Here is a 25,481-nt window from a genome sequence, read left to right as displayed (position 1 = left end):
TTTATAGGCCGCGGCATTTAATGAGCAGGAGAATTAACGGTATGATTATCTACAAAACAGAAGCTGAAATAGCTATTATGAAGCAGAATGCCAGCCTCGTTAGCGCTATACTGGCAGAAGTGGCTAAAATTCTAAAGCCCGGCATGACTACCTTGCAAATTGACCAGCTTTGCAAAACCATGATATTCGACAACAAGGGTATTCCCGTTTTCTATAATTACCGTGGCTATCCTTTCAATATTTGCGCTTCGGTAAACGATGTTGTGGTACATGGCTTTCCCAATAACAGGGAATTGAAAGATGGTGATGTGGTTTCTATAGACCTTGGCATAACAAAGAATGGTTATGTTGGCGAGCATGCCTACACATTTATTCTTGGCGAAGTAAGCGAGGCTGTTTTAAAGTTGGTAAGAGTTACCAAAGAGTCGTTATACAAGGGTATAGAAAAGGCAATTGTAGGCAACCGCGTTGGCGATATAGCTTTTGCCATACAGGATTATACTGAGCGAAAGCATGGTTACGGAGTTGTCAGGGAGCTTGTGGGCCACGGCCTCGGCCGGAGCATGCACGAAGACCCGCAGGTGCCTAATTTCGGTAAGCGTGGTACCGGCCCCAAACTTAAGGAAAACGCTGTACTTGCCATTGAACCCATGATTAACATGGGCACCAAAGATGTGTACACCGAAGATGATGACTGGACGGTAAGAACCCGGGACGGCAAGCCTTCCGTTCACTTTGAGCACAACGTATGCATCAAGCGCAATAAAGCGCTTATCCTTTCAGATTTCAGCATTATTGAGGCTGCGGAAAAAACAAATCCCAATCTCAATACCTCTTATGAACTGGTGAGCGAAAAAGCATTGGCGGTATAAATTTTTTGGGAACGGGCTGAAGGTTTTTCAATTAAGCATCGTTGTGTCACTCACTTGTACGCCTGGTTTTTCATGGCGTCTTTTAAGCGGGTATTATCCAGCTTTACAATAAGCCTGTTATTTATTCTCCACTATTATGCAGCAACGGTTAACTGTTATTGGCGGCGGCGCCGCAGGTTTTTTCTGTGCGGTAAATGCCGCAAGGCTTAACCCGTTGCTAAAGGTTACGATACTTGAAAAAAGCAATAAGCTGCTCTCTAAGGTAAAAGTTAGTGGCGGCGGCCGTTGTAACACCACCCATGCCTGTTTTGAAATTCCCGAACTGGTAAAGCGCTATCCCCGCGGCCAGAATTTTCTTAAAAAAGCCTTCCATTGGTTTAATACCAACGATACGGTTACATGGTTTAAGGAAAAAGGGGTGAACCTGAAAACTGAAGCTGACGGCAGAATGTTTCCCGTTACTGATAACTCTCAAACTATTATTGATTGCCTGCTAAGGGAAGCCAATAAATACCAGGTAGAAATTTTGCTGAACTCGCCGGTAGAACACCTGCAGTTAACCGGCAGTAAATGGAAACTCTCTATTACCGGAAGGGAACAACTGGAAACAGATTTTCTTTGTATCGCAAGCGGCGGTTTTCCTAAGCTTCAGCAGTTTGGCTGGCTTAAACAAACAGGCCATACCATCAGCCCGCCGGTACCATCGCTGTTTACCTTTAACATGCCCGGAAATAACATTACAGAATTAATGGGCATTAGTGTAGAGAATGCAACAGTAAAAATTGCCGGTACCAAATTATCAGAAACAGCACCACTACTAATAACCCATTGGGGAATGAGCGGTCCTGCCATTCTGCGCCTGTCTGCATGGGGCGCCAGGCAACTGGCTGATTTAAACTACCAGTTTACTGCTATCGTTAACTGGCTGCCTGCCTATAACGAAAACAGCCTGCGGGAAGAATGGATACATTTACGGCAACAACTGGCCGGCCAGAAAGCTGGCCACAAAAATCCGTTTGGCTTACCTGTGCGCCTGTGGTTATACTTATTGGGACAGGCTGGCATAAAGGAAGAAACCCGTTGGGCCGACATAGCTTCAGCGCAGCAAAACCTGTTAATTAAGCAATTGACTGCAAAAGAGTTCAAAGTAAGCGGCAAAACAACTTTTAAGGAGGAATTTGTAACCTGCGGCGGTATTAGTTTACAGGAAATAGATGCCAACATCATGAAGAGCAAACTACAGCCCAACCTGTATTTTGCCGGTGAAATAATGGATGTGGATGGTATTACCGGGGGCTTTAATTTTCAGCATGCATGGACGAGTGGATGGATTGCGGCAAAGGATATAGCTGCTGTTTCGTTGAATAAGTAGAAGCCGGTAGGGAATGCCATTGCTGAATAGCGAACAAGGCGTACAAGTGAGTGACACAACGAAGCTTCATAGTAGCAGTACTGTACGTCCCCAAAATAAAACAGCCTGTATTCATGCACATGAATACAGGCTGTTTTATGTAAGAGATAAATTAATCCATTTCAGGGTACAGCGGAAACTGCGCCATGTATTCATTTACCTGTTGCTTTACTTTCTTTAATATGGCTTCGTCTCCGGCGTTCATCAAAGAAGTATCAATAGCGTTTACCACAAACTGCATGTCGTTTTCCTTCATGCCGCGGGTGGTAAGGGCCGCCACGCCAAAGCGTACGCCGCTGGTAACAAAAGCGCTTTTGTCATCAAACGGCACCATGTTTTTGTTGGCCGTAATATCAGCTACACCCAATACCTGTTCTGCCTTTTTGCCGCTAATGTTTTTGTTCCGCAGGTCAATCAGCATCAGGTGGTTGTCTGTACCATTGCTGATGATATGGTAGTCTTTTTCTACAAAAGCTTTGGCCATGGCCTGCGCATTGCTGATAACCTGTTTGGCGTAAACAGTATATTCTTCACTGAGAATTTCGCCAAAAGCAATGGCTTTAGCGGCAATTACATGCTCCAGCGGGCCACCCTGTATACCGGGGAAAACAGCCATATCCAGCAGGTTACTCATCATACGAATGTTGCCCTTGGTATCGGTCAGCCCAAACGGGTTTTCAAAATCTTTGCGCATCATAATAATGCCGCCGCGGGGACCACGTAAGGTTTTGTGGGTGGTAGAGGTAACAAAATGGCAATGGTCAAACGGGTCGTTCAGCAAACCTTTGGCAATAAGGCCGGCCGGGTGTGCTATGTCGGCCATTACCAGGGCGCCCACTTCATCGGCTACTTTGCGTATGCGGGCATAATCCCAGTCGCGGCTGTAAGCACTGGCCCCGCAAATGATCATTTTGGGTTTTACCTCACGGGCTTTCGCTTCCAGCATTTCATAATCTACATAGCCGGTTTCTCTAATAACACCATAAAAATGCGGTTTGTACAGTTTGCCGCTAAAATTTACAGCAGACCCGTGGGTAAGGTGGCCGCCCATGCTAAGGTCAAGGCCAAGAATATCATCGCCGGCCTGTAATACCGCCAGGCAAACGGCGGCATTGGCCTGTGCACCGCTGTGGGGCTGCACGTTGGCATATTCCAGGTTAAAAATTTGCTTTAAGCGGTCAATGGCAAGCTGTTCCGTCTGGTCAACAATTTCGCATCCTCCGTAATAACGCCGCCCGGGGTAACCCTCTGCATATTTGTTCGTCATTACGTTGCCCATAGCCTGCATCACCTGCAGGCTGGTAAAGTTTTCTGAAGCAATCAGCTCTATTCCGTGGCGCTGACGTTCCAGTTCTTTACGGATGATATCGAAAACCAACGTGTCTCTTTGCATCGTTTGTAAAATTTGCCGCAAAAATAGTTGTTCGGGCGCAGAGGGCAAACGAATAGGCCATGTTTTGTGCCGGATGGCGCTATGCATTTAATTAATACGGGCAAAACTTGCACGGAAAAGATATTTCCCTAATTTCACGCCGTCTTTTAAAGTGTAGAATTGACATAGAGCGCAGGGTACATTAAAGAACGAATAACCTCCATGAAAGTAATTATACCGGTTGCCGGTGCAGGCGCCAAATTAAGGCCTCATACGTACACACAGCCAAAGGCATTGATACCCATTGCCGGCAAAACCATCCTTAGTTTTATTGTTGACCAGTTGCATGGTGCTGGCTTAAATGAATTCATTTTTATTGTTGGTTACCTGGGCGAAAAGATACAGGAATATGTAAAACAGACCTATCCACACCTTACCTGCCATTTTGTTTACCAGAACGAGCGGCAGGGCACAGGCCATGCAATAGAGCTTACCAAGAGCATTGTGGGCGATGACGAGGTTTTTGTTGTGCTGGGCGATACCATTTGCGAATTTGACATTAAGGAAGTATTGGAAAGCCCTTACAGCATGCTGGGCATTAAAAAGGTGGACGACCCCCGCAGCTTTGGGGTAGCTGAACTTAATGCGGATAATTTTATAGAACATGTGGTTGAAAAGCCTGCCATTCCAAAAAGCAACATGGCATTGGTGGGTTTGTATAAAATTCGTGAAACGCATTTCTTGTACGAATGCCTGCACCACCTGTTTTCGCAGAATATTAAAAGCTATGGCGAATACAACCTTACCGATGCGCTGGATTGCATGATAAAGCGTGGCGCCAGGTTTAAATCGTTCAAGGTAAAGAACTGGTTTGACTGTGGTAAAAAGGAGACCCTGCTGGAGAGTAATGCTACACTGTTGAAAAAGTTTGGTGGCCAGATTCACGAAAACCTTCAGTCCGAAAACTCCATTATCATCCCACCCGTTAGCATAGGAGCAGGATGCGTATTAAAAAATGCCATTATTGGGCCGCATGTGGCCATTGGCGCCAATACTACCATACAGTATTCCATTGTGCGAGACAGTATTATAGGCTCTTACACCAACCTGTTTGAAGTGGTACTGGACAATTCCCTCATAGGCAGCGATGCCAGCGTTAAAGGCCTCAGCCGCAGCCTTAATATCGGGGACAATACAGAGATTGATTTTGGTTAACTGACTGCGGTGTAGCGATGTATGATTTTTTACACGCTATTTACTAATACCGTTCGCTTATTTTGTTGATACCAACAACATTGCACTATGGCATCTTCGTTGAAAATATGATTTTGCTATTCATTAGTCTTTCAGTGAAAGAACAGTGTATCATCAATCCTTCTTCGTACGGTTCATTGGGCCGCTTCTCAGACCCCGGGCAGAGAATATTAAACAAGGAACAAGCAACGTTGAATAAGGGAAGGCCGGCTTGTGATGCACGATTAGCCCAGGTTTACGTGACGAAATGAACAGCAAAGCTTAATGCTTACCTTCGCCGTTCCCCACTATCCAATTGCGCAAACCAATAACCTACAGCCTTTATTTACTCATCAAATAATTTCTCTGCCAAAAAGCCGGTGGCTTCGGTAAGACCTTTGTAAAGCAACGACTGTGGCGACATACTTCTTACCGCTGACCATAAGGCTCTTTTTTCATGGTTTTCCAACAGGGCCACTGGATAAAAGTAGGTGCGTATGGTAAAGAGAAATGCATTGGTTTCAGGGAAACCCACCAGGTTTTGCCTTTCGGTACGTATATAGAGTTGAGCATGCGCATCTATCTTTCTGCCTTGCCACCAATCTGCATCAATACCGGGTGGCGGTTGGGGATGGTGGTTTAGGCGGTTGTCTGTAGCAATGCCCCATGCAAAACGGGTAAAAGGCCCTTTGTGAACTATGGATTGTAACATTTTAGAGTGATGGGCCTGTGTTTTTTCCATGCCCGGAACAGGCGCATGCACTGCGTTAAAATTTTTGCCTGTTTTGTCTTCCGCCCCCCAATGGTTGGGTGCACACAGGTGAATGGCCGCCATCCAGTCATCATCCTCCTGCAACTGGCAAATAGCGAAATCTTCCTGCACCTGGCAGCAAAGGGCATCAAATACAGAAAGGTAGCCCGGGCCGGAAAGCTCATTGCTTTCTTTGTGCCAGCGCAGCACTTGCCGGGTTTGCAGGTTTATGAATGTGCAGTAGCTGCCGTTTTCAGAAAATTCGAAGTAGTGCGGGTACTCTTGCTGCAACTGCGCAGCTATGTAATGGTTTACCGCTCTGCTGGTTGATGGCAGTAGTCTTTCCTCGCAGTAATATTTACCCATATTTTCCTTGCGGCAATCTGTTTTGTTTTGCAGGTAGTTTATATAGTCGTCCGTTATTTGAAATATCAATTTATCAAAGTCGGTTTGCCTGGCTATTGGCCAAAGGCCTGGGGCAGTGCTGTAGGTTCCTGTAAGAAAAGGCAGGTATTTCATGCGCAATGTCTTTTAGCAGGCAAGCTTCTGAAAACGCCTGGTAACAGGCATCCTCTAAAATACGGTAATCAGGCGAAGATTTTGCACTGTGGGTTGGCTTAACCGTTCACTTTGCCAAGGGGTATCACTAAGGCAATTGGTGAATAGAGCCTCATCCGCCCTTTGGGCACCTTCTCCTGAAGGAGAAGGAAAAAGGATGAAAAATGTTCTGAACGTACAAGAGTGCGACGCAAGGGACGCTCCATAGCAGCAGTCCTGCCGGGCCCATAAAAATTCGCTTTAATATTTACCGCTTTTTACTGGCCACCAATTTCTCTGTCTTAATAGCCTTTTCTTCTTTTACTTCCGAAGGTTTTTTGTCTTCCCGCATGCCTTCAAAGGATGGGTGGCGCATTACGCCATCGGCGGTTATTTCAGCATAGCTTACTTCGCATATTAATTGCGGTTTTAACCAGGTAACGCTGGCCTGGGGAGGGTTTGGCCGAAAGCGGGACGGTTTGTTTATATCAGGCTCTTCTGCAAAAGGCGGTTTGGATACAATTAATGGTTTAAACCTGGCCAGCATTTCTTTTTGTTGTTTGTCAGAAAAGCCGGTGCCTATCTTGCCGGTATAAACCAGCTTTTTGCGTTTAAACACACCCACCAGCAAAGAGCTAAAAGCTTTAGATGAACCAGCATTTTGGGTATAGCCACCTATCACCACTTCGTGACGTTTGTGGGTCTTTATCTTTAGCCAATCGTTGCTGCGTATGCCTGGCGTGTATAAGCTGTCTGCCCGTTTGGCAATGATGCCCTCCAGGCCCATTTTGCCGGCGGCTTTTAAAAAATCAGTAGCGTTTGTTTCAAAGTTTTCGCTCATGCGTATAGGGCCTTGCAGGGGTAGCAACTGTTGCAGCAGTTCCCTTCTTTTGTTAAGTGGCAGTTTCATTAAGCTATAGCCATCCAGCCAAAGCAGGTCAAAAACATAGTACAGCAATTCTCCGTCAGCCTGACTGCGCCAGTTTTGCAGGGAACCAAAGTTTGTTATGCCGGCGTTATTCAGAACTGCTATTTCTCCGTCTACCACCGCATTGACGCCCCAGTTTTGCAAAGCTTCGTGAATGGGGTAAAACTTTTCGTTGAAAGATTTATTGTTCCTGGAAAGCAACTGCACTTTACCCTTGTTACAAAGGGCTATACACCGGTAGCCATCCAGTTTAATTTCATATAACCATCCGGGCTCATCAAAAGGCTTGTCAACAAGCGTGGCCAACATGGGGGCAACCGTTTTAGGAAATGCAGATCTCACGGCGCCGGTTACTTTAGTGGGCAACTTTTTTACCGGGGCGGACTTTTTTTTTACCGCCTTTTTGGCCGCGGCTTTTTTGGCTGTTTTTTTGGCAGGTGTTTTTTTATCCTTTGTTGTTGTACCGGGCTCTATAGTTTTTTGGCCATAAATATTTGTTGATGTGGCTTCTACTTTTGCCAGCGTTTTTCCAGAAACACCAGACTTGTCTTTTTTGGTAATGTCAGTGGTTGTAGCATATTTATCACGGTGCTTAATTAATAGCCAGGCATTTTCTTCGCCTCCTTTTGTGCGTACCAATGCATATTCCCCTTTCAATTTTTTGCCAAGCATCCTTATCTTAACCGAACCCGCTTTTAACTCTTTCAGCAGCAATTTTTCGTTTTCTTTTTTAGTGGCTGCGGGCTCCAGTGGTTCGTATACGCCTTCATCCCAAACAATTACAGTGCCTGCGCCATAGTTGCCTTTTGGTATAATGCCCTCAAAGTTTTTATAATCGTAAGGGTGGTCTTCTACCATCATAGCAAGCCTTTTAACAGATGGGTCAGTAGATGGCCCTTTGGGAACGGCCCAGCTTTTCAGCACGCCATTCATTTCCAGCCTAAAGTCGTAATGTAACCTTGTAGCGTCATGCTTCTGCACCACAAAAACAAGGTGCGTACCATCACCCTTGCCGCCGGTGGGCTCCGGCGTTGAGTTAAAACTTCTTTTCTTTTTGTAACCAGACAAACTCATAACTACAGCATTTGAAATAGGATACGCAAAATTCTCACCAACACAAACAATAAACCTGTTTTAGGGAGGTTGTTGATTTTTTTACACGATTTGGCCACCTTAGCCTCTGGCTGCTGCACCTGGCGTGGTAAAATTGAATAAACGCTACCGTGCTAAGTGTTGCTTCTTAGTTTGCAGCATCATGTTCCTTAAAATCTATCCATCTCTAATCAAAAAATAATCATATTTAGGCGCTATCGTAGGCTTGAGATCCATGTTGCGCTGATTTGCCGTACACCCAGCTTTCTCACTTTGTTCAGGGCATCTTCTAATTATTGCTGTTAATTGAATGCCTCTGAATATCTTCGCCTGGCATGAAAGCTTTTGTTTATAAATCTACCGGTAGCTGGTACAGCATTAAAGCAGAAGATGGCCGGTTTTTAAATGCCCGTATTAAAGGCGTATTTAAAATTGAGGACATTACCTCTACTAACCCCATTGCCGTTGGTGATGAAATTGAAGCCGTAGATGAAAATGAAACAGAAAATACCGCTACTATAACTGGCATTACGCAACGGCACAATTATATTGCCCGCCAATCTCCCCATAATAAAAATCAGCACCATATTGTTGCCAGCAACCTTGACCAAACCCTGCTTTTCGCCACGCTGAAAGATCCCAAAACATCTCAGGGCTTTATTGACAGGTTTTTGGTATCTGCTGAAGCCTTTCATGTGCCGGCGATTATTGTATTTAACAAGGCAGATATATACCGCAAAAAGGAGCTGGATAAATTTGAGGAATTGAAGAAGATATACAGCGCCGCCGGCTATACCGTTTTGCTTACCAGCATGCAGGCGGGCCAGGGTGTGGATGAACTGAAAAACATATTGAAGGATAAAACCACCTTGTTAAGCGGCCATAGCGGCGTGGGCAAATCTTCTTTCATTAACATGATTTTTCCCGAACTAAACCTGCGTACCAACGAGGTAAGTGATTGGAGCGGCAAGGGTATGCATACCACCACTTTTGCTGAAATGTTCGACCTGCCGTTTGGAGGGAGAATTATAGATACACCGGGCATAAGGGAATTTGGCATAGTGGATATACCCAGGCAGGAACTATCCCACTATTTTCCTGAAATGAGGGAACTGCTGAATGGCTGCCGGTACAACAACTGTTTACATATAAACGAACCCGGCTGTGCAATAAAAGAAGCAATCGAAGACGGTAAGGTAAGCATGGAGCGCTACGTTAGTTACTACAACATACTGGAATCCATTAACGAAAAAGACTATTAAGCCTATTTGCTTTTAAGCTTTACGGCCAGCTCGTAAGCCGTGCCGGAATCTTTGCTGTTAACAGGCTGCAGTGTAACGCCATTGTAAATACTGTACTGCAAGGTTAGCTCACGGCCACGATACTTAAAGCGCCAGGCAATATTATCCGCTTCATCGGTTTTTCCGGTAAAGCGTACATGGCGGCTTTTACTTAATTCATGTGTAAGTGAATAAAACTTCTGAAGGCTGCCGTTTTCGTCAATAACGGAAGTCTCTCCCGGGTTGTTAGGTAAATTTGGTACTGTTTTCATAAACGCCCCCTCCTCTTTTATGTGATGTATTAATTTTCCTTTTCTATGTTTACCGCCTTAGGTTAGCCGGGGGTAATACAAAATATGCTGTATTTAAGCCGTCAATAAAATCTTGAAAACAGTTAGTAAGGTTGAGAATTTTCCGGGAATGCGTCTCGCCAATGCAGATCAGCCAATTAAAACTTGCCCTGTTTAAACTTCTTACCTTTTTTTATCGCTTTTTCAGCCTGGGGGTCTCCGCTTAGTATTCTTTCGGCTCCTACGTTTGCACCGTTACTTGGGCAACCTTTCTTCACGCGGCAGGAATTTAATGCAAAGATGAAGCCAATTAAAAGGATGGTTCTTGTTAAGGGTATTATCATTTTATAAAAAAAGAATAAGCAGTTAGTTTCGATTGTAGATAACAGGAACCATCCTTTGAAGGTTCAAGACAACAGCGGGTTTTATTTCGCTGCATTAATTTCAGAAAACCACGAAAAATATTTTACATAGTTGTTGGCAATGCGTTCTATTTCGGCATGGGTGGCTTCTTTGGGTATGTCTTTTACCTTTTTGGCAGGCACCCCCGCATAAATACTGCCGGTTTCAACAATTGTTCCTTCCAGCACCACCGCCCCGGCCGCAATAATGGAATTACTGTGAACCTCTACCCTGTCCATAATGATAGAGCCCATGCCAATCAATACGTTATCATACAGTTTGCACCCGTGTATCAGTGCATTATGGCCAATGGAAACGTTGTTGCCAATCTCAGTAGCGTTTTTCTGGTAGGTGCAATGTATAATAGCCCCATCCTGTACGTTTACCTTATTGCCGATGCGTATGTAATTCACGTCGCCCCTCACCACGGCGTTAAACCAAATGCTGCAATCATCGCCCATAATCACATCGCCAACAACGGTGGCATTGGGCGCCAGGAAGCAGTTTTTACCAAATTGCGGGTGTTTTCCCAACACGGGATGAATTAGTGCCATAAAAGTTAGATTTTTGCTGTTTTGTAAAAGCCATCCGATATTAAAGAAAAATGGCCGCAGTAAGCAAAATGAAGGAAATGTATGATCCCGGCTCACGATACTGCTATTGGGCTGTTGTTGCGTCGCACTCTTGTACTGCATCACATTGCGCAGCAGCAACCTAACCAGCACCCCGCAGCCATGTGTAACGTATGGTTATGGGCAACTTTACCGGGATGATACATTTTTCCGTTTTGCTTATTGCTAAAAAAACTGTTGATTTCCCTTTTCGGGTGGGCTATTCAAATTTCAGTCTTTTGAACGGAAGAAACATAAAAAGATGCAACATCTTTCTAACAGGCAGTTGTTTTTCAATCATGTAGGTCAAACTTCACCATCGCCCATCGGTCTTGAGATTTTACGGGCAGAGGGCATCTACCAATACGATATTAACGGCAAAGCATATATAGACCTTATATCTGGTTTTAGCGTTTGCAATATTGGCCACAGCCACCCTAAAGTGGTAAAAGCAGTGCAGGAACAGGCCGCCGCTTATATGCACCTGATTGTTTATGGTGAGTTTATTGAACACCCGCAGGTGCAGTACGCCCGGCAACTGGCATCGTTGCTGCCGGAAAGCCTCAACTCCGTTTACTTTACCAACAGCGGCACAGAAGCTACAGAAGGCGCCATGAAGCTGGCCAAACGGGTTACCGGCCGGCCTAAAATCATTGCTTTTAATAACAGCTACCATGGCAGCACACAGGGGGCCCTTAGTGTAATGGGCGGCGAATACTGGCGCAATGCTTTCAGGCCGCTGCTGCCGGAAGTTTATCATTTTGACTACGACAGCCAGGATGCCCTGGATGCGATAGATAGTAAAACCGCCTGTGTAATAGCCGAAACTGTTCAGGCAGAAAGCGGTGTAAATGCGCCTGGAAAAACATGGCTGCAGGCCCTGAGAAAAAAGTGCAGCGCTACAGGCAGCCTGCTGGTGCTGGATGAAATACAGGCCGGCTTTGGCCGCACCGGCAGCCTTTGGGCTTTTGAGCAGTTTGATATAGTGCCGGATATACTGCTGCTGGGCAAAGCCCTGGGTGGCGGCATGCCCCTGGGCGCTTTTATTGCTGATAGCCATTTAATGAACCAGCTTACCCATGACCCGGTGCTGGGCCACATTACTACTTTTGGCGGGCACCCGGTTTCCTGCGCCGCGGGCATGGCAGCGCTGGAAGTACTTTTGGAAAGCGGTTGTATAGACGATGTGAGGCGCAAAGAGCAGATAATGCGGGAAAAGCTTAAACACCAGCATACCAGTTTTATACGTACGGCCGGCTTGTGGGCGGCGGTTGGTTTTGAAAGCTTTGAAGAGAATCAACGCGTAGTACAGCGCTGTATTGCCAATGGCCTGATAACTGACTGGTTTTTGTTTGCGCCGCATTGCCTGCGGGTTGCCCCGCCGTTGGTTATTTCTGAAGAACAACTGTTGCAAGCATGCGACTTGCTGCTAAAAAGTATTGATGAAGCATTTGCAAATTGAGCCTTGTTGTACGCAACGCAGCAGGCGTCACCACCGGGTGAGGGATTGAAGCGGTTACCCCGGTGAAGCCCTCGCAGCCAGGGTTATGTGCCGGAGTATGAGCGGAAAGCCCGACCCCTTGCGATAGCTTGGGGGCACCCCCAAAAGCAAGTACGAAGTACTAAAATATGTAAGATGTACGATGTAAGGTGTACAATGTAAGATGTACGATGTAAGGTGTACGATTTAAGGTGTACGATGTATGGTGTATGTGCCCTTCTACTGCCACTACCCACTTGCCCTTATGAGGCGATGTAAACATTTACTGCTTGCCAACTGTTAAGATTTGTGCCAGTTGCATTTGCTAATCTTTAAATCTGTATTTTCATTGGTATGGGAAACCGGTTCCTGATTATTACTACGCTTTGGATAATTGCAGACATTTATGTTTTTCAGGCTGTAAAAACGGCGTTGAGGGGTATGAAAGACCCCTGGCGCAAACGCCTGCTGTGGCTGTATTGGCTGTTTGATATTTTACTTGCCGCCATACTGCTGTGGTTTATATTTACCGACTCTATAAGAAGTACGCCCCGCCATGTAATAGGCTGGATAATAGGGCTTATGGTGCTGAGCCTGGCGCCCAAGGTTTTTATACTGCCTTTTTTGCTGGCCGAAGATGCCTGGCGTTTAATAAAAGCAGCAGTAACCGGTATAAGCCGCCTTTTTAACAAAAAGGAAGCTGGCGACAAACCTGTATTTGATAGCCGCCGCAAATTTATAAGCCGGCTGGCTTTGGGGGTAGGCGCCATACCTTTTGCCGGCACCATTTACGGCATGATTAAAGGCAAGTACGATTTTACCGTGCACCGCATTACCCTGCCGTTTAAAGATTTGCCCGACGCATTTAACGGCCTTACCATTACACAGCTTTCGGATATTCATGTAGGGAGCTTTGACAGCCACCATGCGGTATTAAAAGGCATCGAGCTAGCCAATAAACAAAACAGCGATATTATTTTTTTTACCGGCGACCTGGTAAACAACAGCTCTGACGAAATGGAAGGTTGGGTGGATATTTTCTCCCGCCTGAAAGCCCCCATGGGCAAATTTTCTATATTGGGCAACCACGATTACGGCGATTACAGCGAGTGGCCCAGCGCCGAAGCTAAGGCTGCCAACCTGAAAAGGCTAAAGGAAATTCACGGTGAGCTTGGTTTTAAGCTCATGCTTAACGAAAACCTGCTACTCACCCGTGGTAACGAATCTATTTCGCTGGTTGGCGTTGAAAACTGGGGGAAAAAATTTACACAATACGGCGACCTTAATAAGGCCATGCAGGGCGTGCCCGACAATAACTTTAAGCTGTTGCTGAGCCACGACCCCACCCATTGGGAAGCACAGGTACTCGAGCATCCCGGCCATATACACCTTACCTTATCCGGCCATACACATGGCACCCAGTTTGGGGTAGAGATACCAGGCTTTAGATGGAGCCCCGCCCAATACGTATATAACCAGTGGGCGGGCACGTACCATAAAAACGATCAATGCATTTATGTAAACCGTGGCTTTGGTTACATAGGCTTTCCCGGCCGGGTGGGCATTTTTCCCGAGATTACAGTAATAACATTACAAAAAGCTTAGAGAGCAAAACTTAACTACTGGCCTGCCACCACATTTTTACCGGCATCTTTGCTAATGGCGCAACGGTACAGTATAATTTTTTCGTTTGCTGTGTCAAAAGAAATTTCTATCCAGCCGCCATAACGCTTTCCGCCCCTATCTACCTGTAATGCAATAAATTTGTGTGAAGCATTCTTCCAGTCGCCAATCCAGTAGGGTGGCCCGGCAATACCCGTGTTTTTTTGAGCAAGCACCAGTTGCAACACATGGTTCCAGTAATAGCCATTGTTGTTAGCAAGAGAAATAGCGTCCCCTTTTTTATACACCGGCGTCCTGTCATCCAGGCTGCTAAGCAGGTGGCGGTTTTCCAGGGATAGTACAAAAAACTGTAGTTTATCCAGCTTGTTAAGGGCATCGCCCACCAGCATGGTGTTAAAGAAAAGGTCTTTCAGGCCATCCTGGTCAACGTCAATAAATACCGCCCCATTTTTCTTTACTTCTTTATCCTTCAAATCGGTGTAAAGCATTTCCGGCTGGCCGGGTTTTGAAGGTTTGGGCTGGTTAACATCTTTGTCGCTGCACGCCGCCAGCCAGGCACATGCCAGCATAAACGGAACTATCTTTTTCATAATTTTTATTTTGTACGAAATAAAAAATCATGCAGGCTGGCAAAATCACAACAATGTACAAGTTGTAAATAAAAAGCCATGAATTGGTGTAAAGCCACATCTTACGGCTGAAGAAAAGATATGACAGGGGGTGCCCCTCGTATCTTGGGTCGGGCAGAACTGCGTTCGCAACCTTCGTCAAAGCAACATTTGGTTGCTTTTCTCGGTTGTGCTATTACTCCGCCACAACCCCGGGCTGCGAAGGCCTCAGCGGTGTAACCGCTACAATCCCTCACCCAAAGGCGACACCTATCGCGATTTACAGGCAGGTTTAATGTTAGTAAGGAAATGCGCAATGCTCGTTTTGGGCAAACTAATCCTCTCTTTTAAAAAAAGACTTTAGCCTGTCATTAATGTAATATTTCACATCTTCCTCCGTAGTATTTTGGCGCAGCCAGGTAAAATCAGGCCGGTAATTCTGCATAAATAATTGCAAAGAATCGCCCTGTAAACCGGTGTACCTGTTTACAATCGTGTTGGAAAAGCGGTAATTAATATATTGCTCCTGTTCGTTTTCGTCAAAAAAGATAAACGCCTGCCGCTTATTCTTTTCCTTTTTCTTAAACCGGTCAAGGTTAAGGCCAATGCCCGCGCCAGAATTGGCGCCGCTTACCGCCGGCATTTTATTAGAGCCTACGGCAGCCAGAAACTCTTTGCGGCGTTCAATACTGTCAATCTGGTACCGGCTGTAGCCTTTTGTAGTTACGGTAACCGCATCCAGCGTGTTAACCAGCGGGCTTAAAGTTAGCACCAGCGGTTGCCGTGTAAGATATTCCCCGGTGTAATGAATGGTATCAAAATGGTATCCCACATAAGAAAAGGACAGTATGTCGTATTCTTTTACCTCTATGCTAAACAGCCCCTGTGGGTTGGTAATAACCGTTTTACCGGTAGTTATATTGGTAATGTTGGCAAAACTGATGGGGTTAAAACTTGCACTGTCTTTTAAAACTCCTTGTACATTGGTACGCTGGGCCAGGCTAACTAAACTTATTATACAGGATAATGATGCGCTGAATAAAAATTTCATGGTAGCAAGTTTAAGGCATTGTGTATAAACAAAACACTTTTACATAAATAAAACCGCCCTGTGGTTGCAGGGCGGCCTTATTTATAGATAATATTGTTAAACAGGTTACAAAATGCTTATTTGCTAAACTGGTAGTTAAGGTAAATTGTTTTCCCATCCAGGTTAGCTGCAGATTGCAGCGTCATGGCGTTGGCGCTAAGCGCTTTTAACTCCAGCCTGAAGCCGTCTGTAACAGATTTCGGTTTTTCTCCTTCAAACAGCTTTTTAAACTGGAAGTAACGAACGTTGTTAATGGTTTGCAGGCTCCAGTAAATTTTACGTTCGCCAGCATTGCAGTTAGGCTCAGAAGACTGGATAGTGTAACTGCCATTGCCATTTTGAATAAGCGTCCACTGGCTGCCGATAAAGCAGGATAGCAGGGCGTCATCAAATACGGTTATTTTCACTTTGGATTTGTCGGCGCCATCAATAGCCACATCATTTAATGTCCAGGTACCCTTTAAATCGCCGGATGTACCCAATGGGCCGGCAACTTTACTTTGAGAGGTACAGGAACTGATAGCGATAACAACCATCATTAAAAGGGCAGCAGGTAATAATTGCATCTTTTTCATAAATGTATTTTTCTGGATTGTATGTTGTAACATACGCAAATCTAATACCATTAATTGAAGCCGCTTTAGAAAAGGAGAGCGCAATGGCGGGATTATTTAACCCTCCCCGCATCTTTCGCAAGCGGTGAGTGGAAATGGCGGGGCAGCTTGTTTTATTTTTATATCATCGTACACCGTACATCCTACATCTTACATATTACAAGTACTTCGTACTTCAATTTTCGTACTTGTCATATCTGGCAAGCCTTTTGAAACCAGTTCAAAATAAATTATTCAGCTATGCGCTCTATCTGGACGGGCTCCATCTGTTTTGGCCTGGTTAATATTCCCGTAAAATTGTACAGTGCCGTTGAGGCAAGCGAACTTAACCTGGATATGCTTGATAAGAAAGACCATTCGCACATTAAGTTCAAGCGGGTTAATGAGAGTACCGGTAAAGAAGTGGCCTGGGCCAACATTGTAAAAGCGTACGATTTAAACGGCAAGTATGTAATACTGGGTGAGGAAGATTTTGCCAAAGCCAGCCCGGAAAAAACCAAAAATATAGATATTTTCCAGTTTGTAAAACTGCAGGAAATAGACAGTGTATATTTTGAAACGCCTTACTACCTTGAACCGGACAAAAGTGGCACCCGCGCCTACGCGTTATTGCGGGAAGCCCTGAGAAAATCCGGAATGGCCGGCCTGGGCAATTTTGTGCTGCGTAACAGGGAACACCTGGTAATATTAAAGGCTAAAGACAACGCTATTATATTAAATACCATTCGTTTTGAAGAAGAAATAAGAGACGCTTCGAATCTTAAGCTTCCTGCAAAAACCAGCGCTAAGCCTAACGAAATAAAAATGGCGCTATCCCTTATTGAAAATATGACAGCCACTTTTGACATTAAAGCCTACAAAGACAATTACACAGCCGAGCTGATGAAGTTGATAAAGGCTAAAGCTCGGGGCAAAACAGTTAAACAGCCGGTTATGAAGGTTGTACACCGTCAGTCAGACGACCTGATGAGCCAGCTAAAAGCCAGCCTGTCAAAAAAACAGAAAAAAGCTTCCTGATAAACCTTGCCAATAGTATGAGTAAAGCAATAAAAAAAACCGGTAAGCCGGCGGCTAAAAAAGAAGACAAGGCTGTAACAATAGAAGGTAAAAAGTTACAGCTTACCAATCTTCAAAAACTGTATTGGGAAGAAGAGAAAATTACCAAAGGAGATGTGATTGACTATTACAGCAAAATATACCGTTACATTATACCCTACCTTAAAGACCGGCCACAATCCATGAAGCGTAACCCCAACGGTATTAAGGATGAAGGCTTTTTTCAGAAAGACATGCGGGGCGAAGCACCGGAATGGGCAGATACCATTGAGCTTTACTCAGAATCCGCCAACAAGCATATAGATTATTTTCTCTGCAACAACAAAGCCTCGTTAATCTACATGGCCAACCTGGGCTGTATTGAAATAAACCCATGGAACTCCAGGACAAAAAGTTTAGACAACCCCGATTACATCATCATGGATATAGACCCTTCTGAAAAGAACAGTTTTGACGACGTGATAGAAGTGGCGAAGGCCGTTAAAACTGTTTTAGACAAAGCCGGCGCCGCAGCTTTTCTAAAAACATCCGGGGCATCCGGTATGCATGTATATGTGCCGTTGGGCGCTAAATACGACTACGACCATGCCCGGGCATTCGCGGAACTGGTAGCACATCTTACTGTGGAACTATTGCCCAACCTAACCACCACGGAGCGTTCCTTGAGCAAAAGACCTAAAAATAAATTATACGTAGATTACCTGCAAAACCGTAAGGGACAAACACTTGCTTCAGCATACAGCCTTCGGCCCAGGCCTGGTGCAACCGTATCCACCCCTTTAGAATGGAAAGAACTGAAAAAAGGTTTACACCCTTCAAAATTTACCATACAAACCATCTTTAAAAGGCTGGATGCAAAGGGAGATATCTTTAAACCCGTACTTGGCAAAGGCGTGGATATGCGCAAATGCCTTAAAAACCTGGGCGCATAATTTATAGCGGTTGAATGTTGGTTGCTTTTGTATTTTCGCTGCTATGAAAATAGCTATCATCAATGGCCCTAATTTAAACCTGCTGGGCACACGTGAGCCCGGCATTTACGGCTCTCAAACGTTTGAAGCTTATTACCAGCAACTGCAGCAGCAATATCCTGGTATTTCTTTTACCTATTTTCAAAGCAATGTAGAAGGCGAGTTGATCAATGAACTGCAGCGGGCCGGCTTTGATTATGATGGCATTATCATTAACCCCGGCGGCTATACGCATACGTCCGTTGCTATTGGCGATGCTATCGCGTCCATTACTGCACCTGTTATAGAAGTGCATATCAGCAATGTACATGCAAGGGAAGATTTTCGAAAAATATCTCATGTAAGCGCTAAAGCAAAAGGTACCATCTGCGGGCTGGGGCTTAAGGGCTACGAACTGGCGGTTCTTTGGTTTATACAACAATAAAACAGCTTGTTCAATGTTCGGTTGTTCTAAGTTTTTGTACACCTTGCATTGCCACATAGTACAAGTACGGAGTGTGTTTGTGTTGCATCCCACATCGTACATCCCACATCGTACATCCCACATCCCACATCGTACATCCCACATCCCACATCGTACATCGTACATTCCTCACGATGTTCCTATCGCATCCACCGATTGTTCTTCCACCTCAGCAATGCTGGCCCGGTATTTAATAATGCGGCTGCCAATCATTAATATGCTAAAGCTGGTTAAGGAGCAGCAGGCCATTATGCCTGTCATGGGCAAAGCGGTATGGTTATTCAGTACACTTACCATGGCGGATGAAAAGGCGCCAATACTCATTTGAATGCCGCCTAACAAAGCTGAAGCACTGCCTGCCAAATGCCCAAACGGCGCAAGTGACAATGCTGACGAGTTGGGGAACGTAAAGCCCTGGCAACACAGGAAAATAAAGATGAAAAAAATAGTGCTGAACAGTTCCAGAAAATGAAAGTATGTTCCGGCAAACAGCACCAGCCCTGTTATGCTTTGGCAAAGCAGCGCTACTTTAATCACCTGTTCGCTTTTAAAAGTACGCAGCAGCACACTGTTTAACTGGCTGGCGCCAATAAGGCCCATGGCTATCAATGCGAATATCCAGCCATACTGCTTTTCACTTACCTTAAACAGCTCCATAAACACATATGGCGAGCCTGCAATGTAAGCGTACATGCCCGAGCTGGCACAGGCGCCTGTAAAAGCATAGGTATAAAATTGCGGCTCCTTAATAACAGCCGCGAATTTCTGTAGTATAGGTTTAGGCTTTAGCGAGTAAGTGCTGTCTGGCTGGCGGCTTTCCGGTAAAAATTTGTAGGCCAGTATTAAAATGCCCAGGCCCATTACAGACAATACCACAAAAATTGATTGCCATCCCAGCACTGCTGCCAGGTAGCCGCCAAGGGTAGGCGCTATAATGGGCGAAATTGCCACCACCAGCATAAGCAAAGAGAATATTTTGGCATTGTCTTTTACCGGGAATAAATCCCGCACCATAGCCCTCGAAGCCACCATGCCTACACAGCCGCCCAATGCCTGCAGCAGCCTTAATACTATCAGCATGTTGGCCGATGCTGCAAAAGCGCAGCCCACAGAAGCCAGCAGGTATATCAGCAGCCCAATGTGCAGCGGCTTTTTGCGGCCATAGCGGTCAAGCAGGGGCCCGTACAAAAATTGCCCCGCAGAAATGCCGATAAAGAAACTTGACAGCGACAGCGATACATGCGATACCGTCGTCTCCAGGCTTTTGGCTATGTCAGGAAAGCCGGGCAGGTACATGTCTATAGAAAATGGCCCGATGGCGGTAAGCAACCCTAAAATAAAAATGAGTAAAGAACGGTTCTTTGTTTGCATAATGGTGAACTGCAAAATTAGGGCAATGGATAAGATTAGTTAGGCAGATAAACTTATTTCATGTCATGTCCATTATATCGTACCTCCCAATCAAGCATCTAACATATTACAGGTACTTCGTACTTCGGAAATCATACTTGTTTACATTGTACACCTTACATCTACGTCTTACATCTACGTCTTACATATTTAAGTTCTTCGTACTTCGTAACTCGTACTTGATTACATCTCACATCAAACATATTACAGGTACTTCGTACTTCGTAACTCGTACTTGTTTACATCGTACACCCCACATCTAACATCTAACATAAGTAAGTACTTCGTACTTCTAACTTCGTACTTGGGGGTGCCCCAAGCTATCGCAAGGGGTCGGGCTTTCCGCTCATACTCCGGCACAAGGCCCTGCTGCCATGGCTTCACCGGGGTATCCGCTTCAATCCCTCACCCGTAGGTGCAGCCTGTTGCTTCTTTCGCAGGCAGTTTTCATTATCATTGCTAACCCATTGAAATTATTTTCACCATTGTTCCAGTAAAAATTGTGTACCCTTTCTAACCTTCAGCAAACTGGGCTTTATTCCCTCTCCTTTGGAGAGGGCTGCGGTAAGGTCGGACATTGAAATACAGATTTTAGATTGTTTGGCTAAACAATAGCAATTCTTTTTATTACTTCTGCTTTGTGTAATACATTTATTCTTCCTCTATCTATAGCATAATTAAACATGTATGAAGAAAACACTGCTGTCCGGTATGGCCCTGCTTATTGCCGGCATTTCTTTTTCGCAAACCAAACGTGCCCTTACCCCTGCTGACATTTACCGCCTGCAAAGCGTGGCCAATCCCCAGGTATCACCGGATGGTAATTGGGTGGCTTATACGCTTACCTCTGTTGATACAGCCAAAGACAAACGCAACCGCGATATCTGGATGGTTAGCTGGGATGGCAGCCAAACGGTACAGTTAACCAGCAGCCCGGGTAACGAAGGCAGCCAGCAATGGAGCCCCGATGGCAAGTATTTATCCTTTATTGCCAAAAGGGGAGATGATGACGAAGAAAAATACAGCCAGGTATATTTACTGGATCGTCGTGGCGGCGAGGCTAAAAAGCTAACCAATGTAAAAGGAGAGATAAACGATTATGCCTGGAGCCCCGATGGTAAGAAAATTCTGTTGGTAATAAAAGATCTCGACCAGTCTGATACGGCTAAAAGCAAAATAAGAACACCTTATGTAATAGACCGTTACCATTTTAAGCAGGATTACCAGGGTTATCTTGACCGCCGGGCCACACACCTCTACCTCTTTGATGTTAGCAGCAAAAAACTGGACACACTTACCCGCGGCATTTATGACGAAGGCAATCCTGCCTTTTCACCGGATGGCAGCCAGGTGGCTTTCTCCGCCAACCATACGGAAGACCCCGACAGGAACGAGAATGTAGATATCTATGTAATGAATGCCTTGCCCGGAGCGGCGCCTAAAAAGCTCACCACTTGGGAAGGAACGGATGACAACCCGGTTTGGAGCCCTGATGGTAAACAGATTGCCTACCTGCAAAGCAGCAGCAGCGAAGCATTTAATATGTATGGTCACAGCTATGCCGCTGTAATAAATGTAGCGGGTGGAGAGCCGGTTTTGTTAACCAAATCCGCCGACAGGCCGGTGCGTAACCTGCGATGGAACAAAGACGGCAAAAGCCTGCTGCTGTTAATGGAAGACGACCGCCGCAATAACATTGCCTCTGTAGAAGTGGCTACCGGCAAACTTACGCCGGTTACCAGCGGCGATAAAAGCTTTTCTGAACTGGAATGCAATAAAACCGCTGCTAACTGGGTGGCCTTACTAAGCACCCCGGAAATGCCGGCGGAGCTGTACGCTGTTGAAAACGGCGCTACCCGCCGCCTTACCTATGTGCAGGATTCGTTCCTGGCGCCGCTGCAGTTGGGCAAGGTAGAAGGTTTTCAATCCAAAAGCAAGGATGGTACGCTGGTATCAGGATTGCTTTATTTGCCGCCCAATGCCGTAGCTGGTCAAAAATTGCCACTGGTAATGTTTATTCATGGGGGGCCGGTGGGGCAGGATGAGTTTGAGTTTGACTTTGCCCGCCAGGTGTATGCTGCCGCAGGTTATGCCGTAGCCGCCGTAAACTACAGGGGCAGCAGCGGCCGGGGTGTAGATTACATAAAGTCCATTTATGGCGATTGGGGCAATAAAGAAATTATTGACATACATGGCGCCGCTGATTACCTGGTAAAACAAGGCATAGCAGATGGTAACCGCCTGGGTATTGCTGGCTGGAGCTACGGTGGTATTTCCACCAATTATGCCATTGCTACCGATAACCGCTTTAAAGCAGCGGTAAGCGGAGCTGGCAGCGCTATGCAGTTAAGCATGTATGGTGTAGACCAATATGTTACCCAATATGACACAGAATTGGGCGCCCCCTGGAAAAATACCGATAAGTGGCTCAAACTCTCTTACCCGTTTTTACATGCGGACAGGATTAAAACGCCCACCATGTTTATGGCATCGGAGAATGACTTTAACGTGCCGGTTGCCGGGGCGGAACAGATGTACCAGGCCTTGAAAAACAATGGGGTGCCTACTGAATTAATTATTTATCCCAACCAAAATCATGGCATCAGTGTGCCCAGTTATCAGAAAGACAGGTACGAGCGCCATATCAAGTGGTTTAACAAATACCTGCGGCTGTAGAGTCACAATGCATTGTGTCTCTACCACAACGCATTTCGCATCTACCACAATGCATTGTGTCTCTACCCAATTGATTATCAATTGTTCCGCCATCTTTCCCATTTTTGTGGACTGTTTTCCCAATTCGGATCATAAATTCATCAACAAAGACATGCTTTCATTGATAATCAATAGGTTACTATCTGTTTTAGGGATTGGCATACTATTAGCTTATTTAGGGACAGTTTCCTAATGCTTCTATAATAAATTAAAACCCCGCTTTTTTATGGCGGGGTTTTTCTTTTATACGGCCGTAGAAAGCGGGGCTGTATATTCTGTTGTTTTTCTTACCATAGGTTGTACTACATTAAACTCAGTCAATGCTTTTTCCTGTCCGTTTATTATGATGCAGATGCGGTGCTTACCGGCATAATGCCGCCTGGTGGTTAAATCTTTGAATGACTGGTAGCGGCGAAAAGCTACCCCTTTGCCGGGCGGATATACATTTTCGGCCAGTTTAAATATTTTCCGGTTGGGCTTTCCGTTGGCCTTCATGTAATCAATGCCATATTCAATACGCAGCTTTACCGGTTGCTGGTGCCGCACTTTAAGTTTAAAGGCAAACCTTAAGTCATCCCCAATAGCAATAATATCTTTCTCCAGTACGGGAACTGTAACAGAAACCTGGTCCTGCGTATCGGCAAGGCCAAAGAAAGACAAGGTTTCCCCATGCGCTTTCTTTAGCAAAGTGCGGCAGCCATGCCTTATTACCCAATCTGTATTATCGGAGTAGCCTTTCCATTTTTCCGCTGTTTGCATTACAACTTTTGGATGGTCTTTGGCAATATCGTTCAGGTTGTTGGCTACGCTTCTTCTAACAAATTCAGATTCATCGTCTTTAAGGTTTTCCAGTATCGGTAAGATAGCCGAAGGGTCTTGCTTCAAGGCGGGTAAGGCTACTGCCCAGGGCAACCGTGGGCGGCAACCCTCGCTGGCAAGGCGGCGTACCAGGTGGCTGGTATGTTTTGACCAAACGAGCATCTGTTTCATCATCTTATCCTGGTGCTGGATAATAAAGGGCCGTACGGCATACTCGCAACTGGTAAACTGTGTTACATACTCTATGGCCATAACAGAGGTTTTATAATCGTGAATGCCGAACATTTCTATAAATTCAGGGAAAAACATGTACTCAATGCCATTTTCGCGTATGCCCTGCCGCCGCATGTATTGAATACTGTCTTTTATAATGCTGATGGCCTTGCCATACTCAACAGGCAGAAAGTGCTTCAGCGTAATGGCAATATGTTTCATACGCTGTTTCAATGCCCGGTTTTCCCATTCTCCGTCGTATATACGTTCCATAAATAACTGCGCATTAAAGGAGGGTACTGTAACGGAAAATATGTTGGTAAGCTTATTGAAGAAAGCTTTGCTGTACATGTCTTTTAACAGTTCTGCCATGGTGATTTGTTTTTTATGAATTATCAATACAGCCGGGCTGTGTTCCGGGTAAGGCTGCACAATGGGCAGTAGTATTACCGGACGTACAAGTGTTCCAATCTTACTGCTTTGCCACGTAAGATTGCTCAACCGGGGCTTAATAGTAGTTCACCCAGCCGGGCCCATAAAAACTTCCCTTCAGGGGATCGGGGCGTTATTCCGGGTTGGTGTATTTGACTATATCTATACCGATGCCGTTGGGGTCAACAATAGCAAAGTGCCTGTCGCCCCACGGCTCATCCCTCAGCTCTATTTCAATCGGTATGCCCAGGTCTTTTATTCTTTTGTATTCGGCATCCACATCCTCTACCTCAATGGTAAGGTACACGCCCTGGCCGGTAAACTGTTTCTGAAAAATGGGCTTTTGCGAAGGCTGCTGCGGTAACAGGAAGCTTAACTGGTCTTTGCCATCGGGCGTGTGCAGCAACACATACCATTCATTCTCGAATGTGATGCCGAAGTTAAGCGCCTTTTGATAGAATGCCTTGGTTTCTGAAAGCTTAGATGTAATGATGCCTGCATTTAGTTTCATAACAGATTGATTTGATGATGGAGTGACTTCGTAGCGGCTTTGGGCTATCTGGTTAAAGTTAGCTGCCAGCAGCAGGATGAGGATAATAGGTTTCATATTAGTCATAGTATTAGCGTGACTTGATTGTTATTTACTCAACACCCACTTGTACCTGTGTAATGTTGTTTTCGGGCTGGTTAAAATCTATATTAATGTACAGTTCCCTTGTTTGGCCGTTAAGCTTGTGCCCGGCGTGCAATACCTGTGGTACAAAGCTGCCGTAGGTTTTACCAAGCTCTGCCCAGTTGCCACGGTGCTCTGTAACGGCGCATGTAAAAGCGGGTAATTGTTTAACGGGAAAGGCGGTTTCGCCATTGGGAGTGCCATCTACAGGCAGGGCTATTTCGAGCATAAATACGGTTTGCGGGTTGCCATCAGCCTCATAATAAATCCAGTGTATAGGGCCGGCTGGCCATAGCTGTAGCCTTAGGCATTCTGCGTATAAGAGCTGTGCAACGGTGCTTATATGTTCTGCCAGGCTGCTTAAAGTAGTTTGTGTGCTGAAGTATAGTGCAGTAACGGGCGGCTGTGCAGTTATTTGCATGTTGTAATGTTTTTGACAGAACAAAAAAACATGCGGTTAGTGACAGCCTTATGTCAGCAGGAAATAGAAAGTTTTAAAAAAACAGAAAAATCTGGAAGTTACCTGTGCGGCGTA

At 45.4% G+C, this 25,481-nt stretch carries 22 protein-coding genes; 10 read left to right on the top strand and 12 right to left on the bottom strand.

The annotated features are described in order from the left end of the window. The first annotated feature begins 41 nt into the window (after positions 1-41). Complete coding sequence (map, locus tag F0364_RS04325; protein WP_153796596.1) at positions 42-872, top strand: type I methionyl aminopeptidase; 831 nt, start codon at positions 42-44, stop codon at positions 870-872. A 136-nt stretch (positions 873-1,008) separates the two neighbouring features. Then, the gene (locus tag F0364_RS04320; protein ID WP_153796526.1) at positions 1,009-2,244 is read left to right on the top strand and encodes a BaiN/RdsA family NAD(P)/FAD-dependent oxidoreductase; all 1,236 of its coding nucleotides are present in this window, start codon (positions 1,009-1,011) and stop codon (positions 2,242-2,244) included. Positions 2,245-2,395: 151 nt separating this feature from the next. Here F0364_RS04320 and glyA read toward each other — a convergent pair whose 3' ends face one another. Next, positions 2,396-3,676, bottom strand: a complete 1,281-nt coding sequence (gene glyA / locus F0364_RS04315) for a serine hydroxymethyltransferase (RefSeq protein WP_153796525.1) — start codon at positions 3,674-3,676, stop codon at positions 2,396-2,398. A gap of 201 nt (positions 3,677-3,877) precedes the next feature. On the opposite strand from glyA, the gene F0364_RS04310 reads away from it, so the two are divergent. Next, entirely contained in the window at positions 3,878-4,870 is a 993-nt protein-coding gene (locus F0364_RS04310) for a sugar phosphate nucleotidyltransferase (protein WP_153796524.1), read from the top strand. 364 nt (positions 4,871-5,234) lie between these two features. On the opposite strand, the gene F0364_RS04305 is transcribed toward F0364_RS04310, so the two are convergent. Both F0364_RS04305 and ligD (F0364_RS29130) read right to left on the bottom strand, forming a co-directional pair. Beyond that, entirely contained in the window at positions 5,235-6,158 is a 924-nt protein-coding gene (locus F0364_RS04305; protein ID WP_153796523.1) for a heme-dependent oxidative N-demethylase family protein, read from the bottom strand. Between the two features lie 286 nt (positions 6,159-6,444). Further along, complete coding sequence (gene ligD / locus F0364_RS29130) at positions 6,445-8,178, bottom strand: non-homologous end-joining DNA ligase (RefSeq protein WP_153796522.1); 1,734 nt, start codon at positions 8,176-8,178, stop codon at positions 6,445-6,447. 353 nt (positions 8,179-8,531) lie between these two features. On the opposite strand from ligD (F0364_RS29130), the gene rsgA reads away from it, so the two are divergent. Continuing rightward, the gene (gene rsgA, locus F0364_RS04295) at positions 8,532-9,458 is read left to right on the top strand and encodes a ribosome small subunit-dependent GTPase A (protein WP_153796521.1); all 927 of its coding nucleotides are present in this window, start codon (positions 8,532-8,534) and stop codon (positions 9,456-9,458) included. Positions 9,459-9,460: 2 nt separating this feature from the next. Here rsgA and F0364_RS04290 read toward each other — a convergent pair whose 3' ends face one another. Together F0364_RS04290 and F0364_RS04285 are read right to left on the bottom strand one after the other, a co-directional pair. Further along, a complete protein-coding gene (locus tag F0364_RS04290; protein WP_153796520.1) occupies positions 9,461-9,748 on the bottom strand; it encodes a hypothetical protein in 288 nt (95 codons plus the stop codon). Positions 9,749-10,191: 443 nt separating this feature from the next. Next, a complete protein-coding gene (locus tag F0364_RS04285; RefSeq protein ID WP_153796519.1) occupies positions 10,192-10,722 on the bottom strand; it encodes a gamma carbonic anhydrase family protein in 531 nt (176 codons plus the stop codon). A 319-nt stretch (positions 10,723-11,041) separates the two neighbouring features. On the opposite strand from F0364_RS04285, the gene F0364_RS04280 reads away from it, so the two are divergent. Further along, positions 11,042-12,241, top strand: a complete 1,200-nt coding sequence (locus F0364_RS04280; protein WP_153796518.1) for an aspartate aminotransferase family protein — start codon at positions 11,042-11,044, stop codon at positions 12,239-12,241. A 372-nt stretch (positions 12,242-12,613) separates the two neighbouring features. Further along, positions 12,614-13,864 (top strand): metallophosphoesterase, encoded by a 1,251-nt coding sequence (locus F0364_RS04275; RefSeq protein ID WP_153796517.1) that lies wholly within the window; start codon positions 12,614-12,616, stop codon positions 13,862-13,864. Between the two features lie 14 nt (positions 13,865-13,878). Here the strand turns inward: F0364_RS04275 and F0364_RS04270 are convergent, their stop codons facing one another. The 3 genes from F0364_RS04270 to F0364_RS04260 form a co-directional block, all read right to left on the bottom strand. Next, the gene (locus tag F0364_RS04270; RefSeq protein ID WP_153796516.1) at positions 13,879-14,472 is read right to left on the bottom strand and encodes a hypothetical protein; all 594 of its coding nucleotides are present in this window, start codon (positions 14,470-14,472) and stop codon (positions 13,879-13,881) included. A 352-nt stretch (positions 14,473-14,824) separates the two neighbouring features. Next, entirely contained in the window at positions 14,825-15,541 is a 717-nt protein-coding gene (locus F0364_RS04265; RefSeq protein ID WP_153796515.1) for a carboxypeptidase-like regulatory domain-containing protein, read from the bottom strand. Between the two features lie 116 nt (positions 15,542-15,657). Then, on the bottom strand, positions 15,658-16,155 hold the full coding sequence (locus F0364_RS04260; RefSeq protein ID WP_207632509.1) for a lipocalin family protein: 498 nt from the start codon (positions 16,153-16,155) through the stop codon (positions 15,658-15,660). A gap of 279 nt (positions 16,156-16,434) precedes the next feature. Between F0364_RS04260 and ku the strand changes: the two genes are divergently transcribed. Genes ku through aroQ form a run of 3 tightly spaced genes read left to right on the top strand, consistent with a single transcriptional unit; the run spans position 16,435 to position 18,645 of the window. Continuing rightward, complete coding sequence (gene ku / locus F0364_RS04255) at positions 16,435-17,211, top strand: non-homologous end joining protein Ku (RefSeq protein WP_153796513.1); 777 nt, start codon at positions 16,435-16,437, stop codon at positions 17,209-17,211. Positions 17,212-17,228: 17 nt separating this feature from the next. Next, complete coding sequence (gene ligD / locus F0364_RS04250; protein ID WP_153796512.1) at positions 17,229-18,182, top strand: non-homologous end-joining DNA ligase; 954 nt, start codon at positions 17,229-17,231, stop codon at positions 18,180-18,182. 43 nt (positions 18,183-18,225) lie between these two features. Continuing rightward, positions 18,226-18,645 carry a type II 3-dehydroquinate dehydratase gene (aroQ, locus tag F0364_RS04245; RefSeq protein ID WP_153796511.1) on the top strand — a complete coding sequence of 140 codons (420 nt, stop codon included), beginning with the start codon at positions 18,226-18,228 and terminating at the stop codon, positions 18,643-18,645. A gap of 168 nt (positions 18,646-18,813) precedes the next feature. Here the strand turns inward: aroQ and F0364_RS04240 are convergent, their stop codons facing one another. Then, positions 18,814-20,055: a multidrug effflux MFS transporter gene (locus F0364_RS04240; protein ID WP_153796510.1), complete on the bottom strand. Its 1,242-nt coding sequence runs from the start codon at positions 20,053-20,055 to the stop codon at positions 18,814-18,816. 726 nt (positions 20,056-20,781) lie between these two features. Here F0364_RS04240 and F0364_RS04235 point away from each other — a divergent pair. Then, the gene (locus F0364_RS04235; RefSeq protein ID WP_153796509.1) at positions 20,782-22,770 is read left to right on the top strand and encodes a S9 family peptidase; all 1,989 of its coding nucleotides are present in this window, start codon (positions 20,782-20,784) and stop codon (positions 22,768-22,770) included. A gap of 282 nt (positions 22,771-23,052) precedes the next feature. Here F0364_RS04235 and F0364_RS04230 read toward each other — a convergent pair whose 3' ends face one another. The 3 genes from F0364_RS04230 to F0364_RS04220 form a co-directional block, all read right to left on the bottom strand. Continuing rightward, entirely contained in the window at positions 23,053-24,213 is a 1,161-nt protein-coding gene (locus F0364_RS04230) for a DNA alkylation repair protein (protein WP_153796508.1), read from the bottom strand. A 193-nt stretch (positions 24,214-24,406) separates the two neighbouring features. Further along, the gene (locus tag F0364_RS04225) at positions 24,407-24,880 is read right to left on the bottom strand and encodes a VOC family protein (RefSeq protein WP_235921009.1); all 474 of its coding nucleotides are present in this window, start codon (positions 24,878-24,880) and stop codon (positions 24,407-24,409) included. Between the two features lie 34 nt (positions 24,881-24,914). Next, positions 24,915-25,367, bottom strand: coding sequence for a GyrI-like domain-containing protein (locus F0364_RS04220; protein WP_153796507.1), 453 nt, complete (start codon positions 25,365-25,367; stop codon positions 24,915-24,917). Positions 25,368-25,481 lie beyond the last annotated feature (114 nt).

Origin of the sequence: Foetidibacter luteolus, from assembly GCF_009650435.1 — a bacterium.
Lineage (GTDB): Bacteria > Bacteroidota > Bacteroidia > Chitinophagales > Chitinophagaceae > Foetidibacter > Foetidibacter luteolus.
Note: the sequence above shows the minus strand (reverse complement) of the source record. Positions and strands in the feature narration are given on the sequence as shown.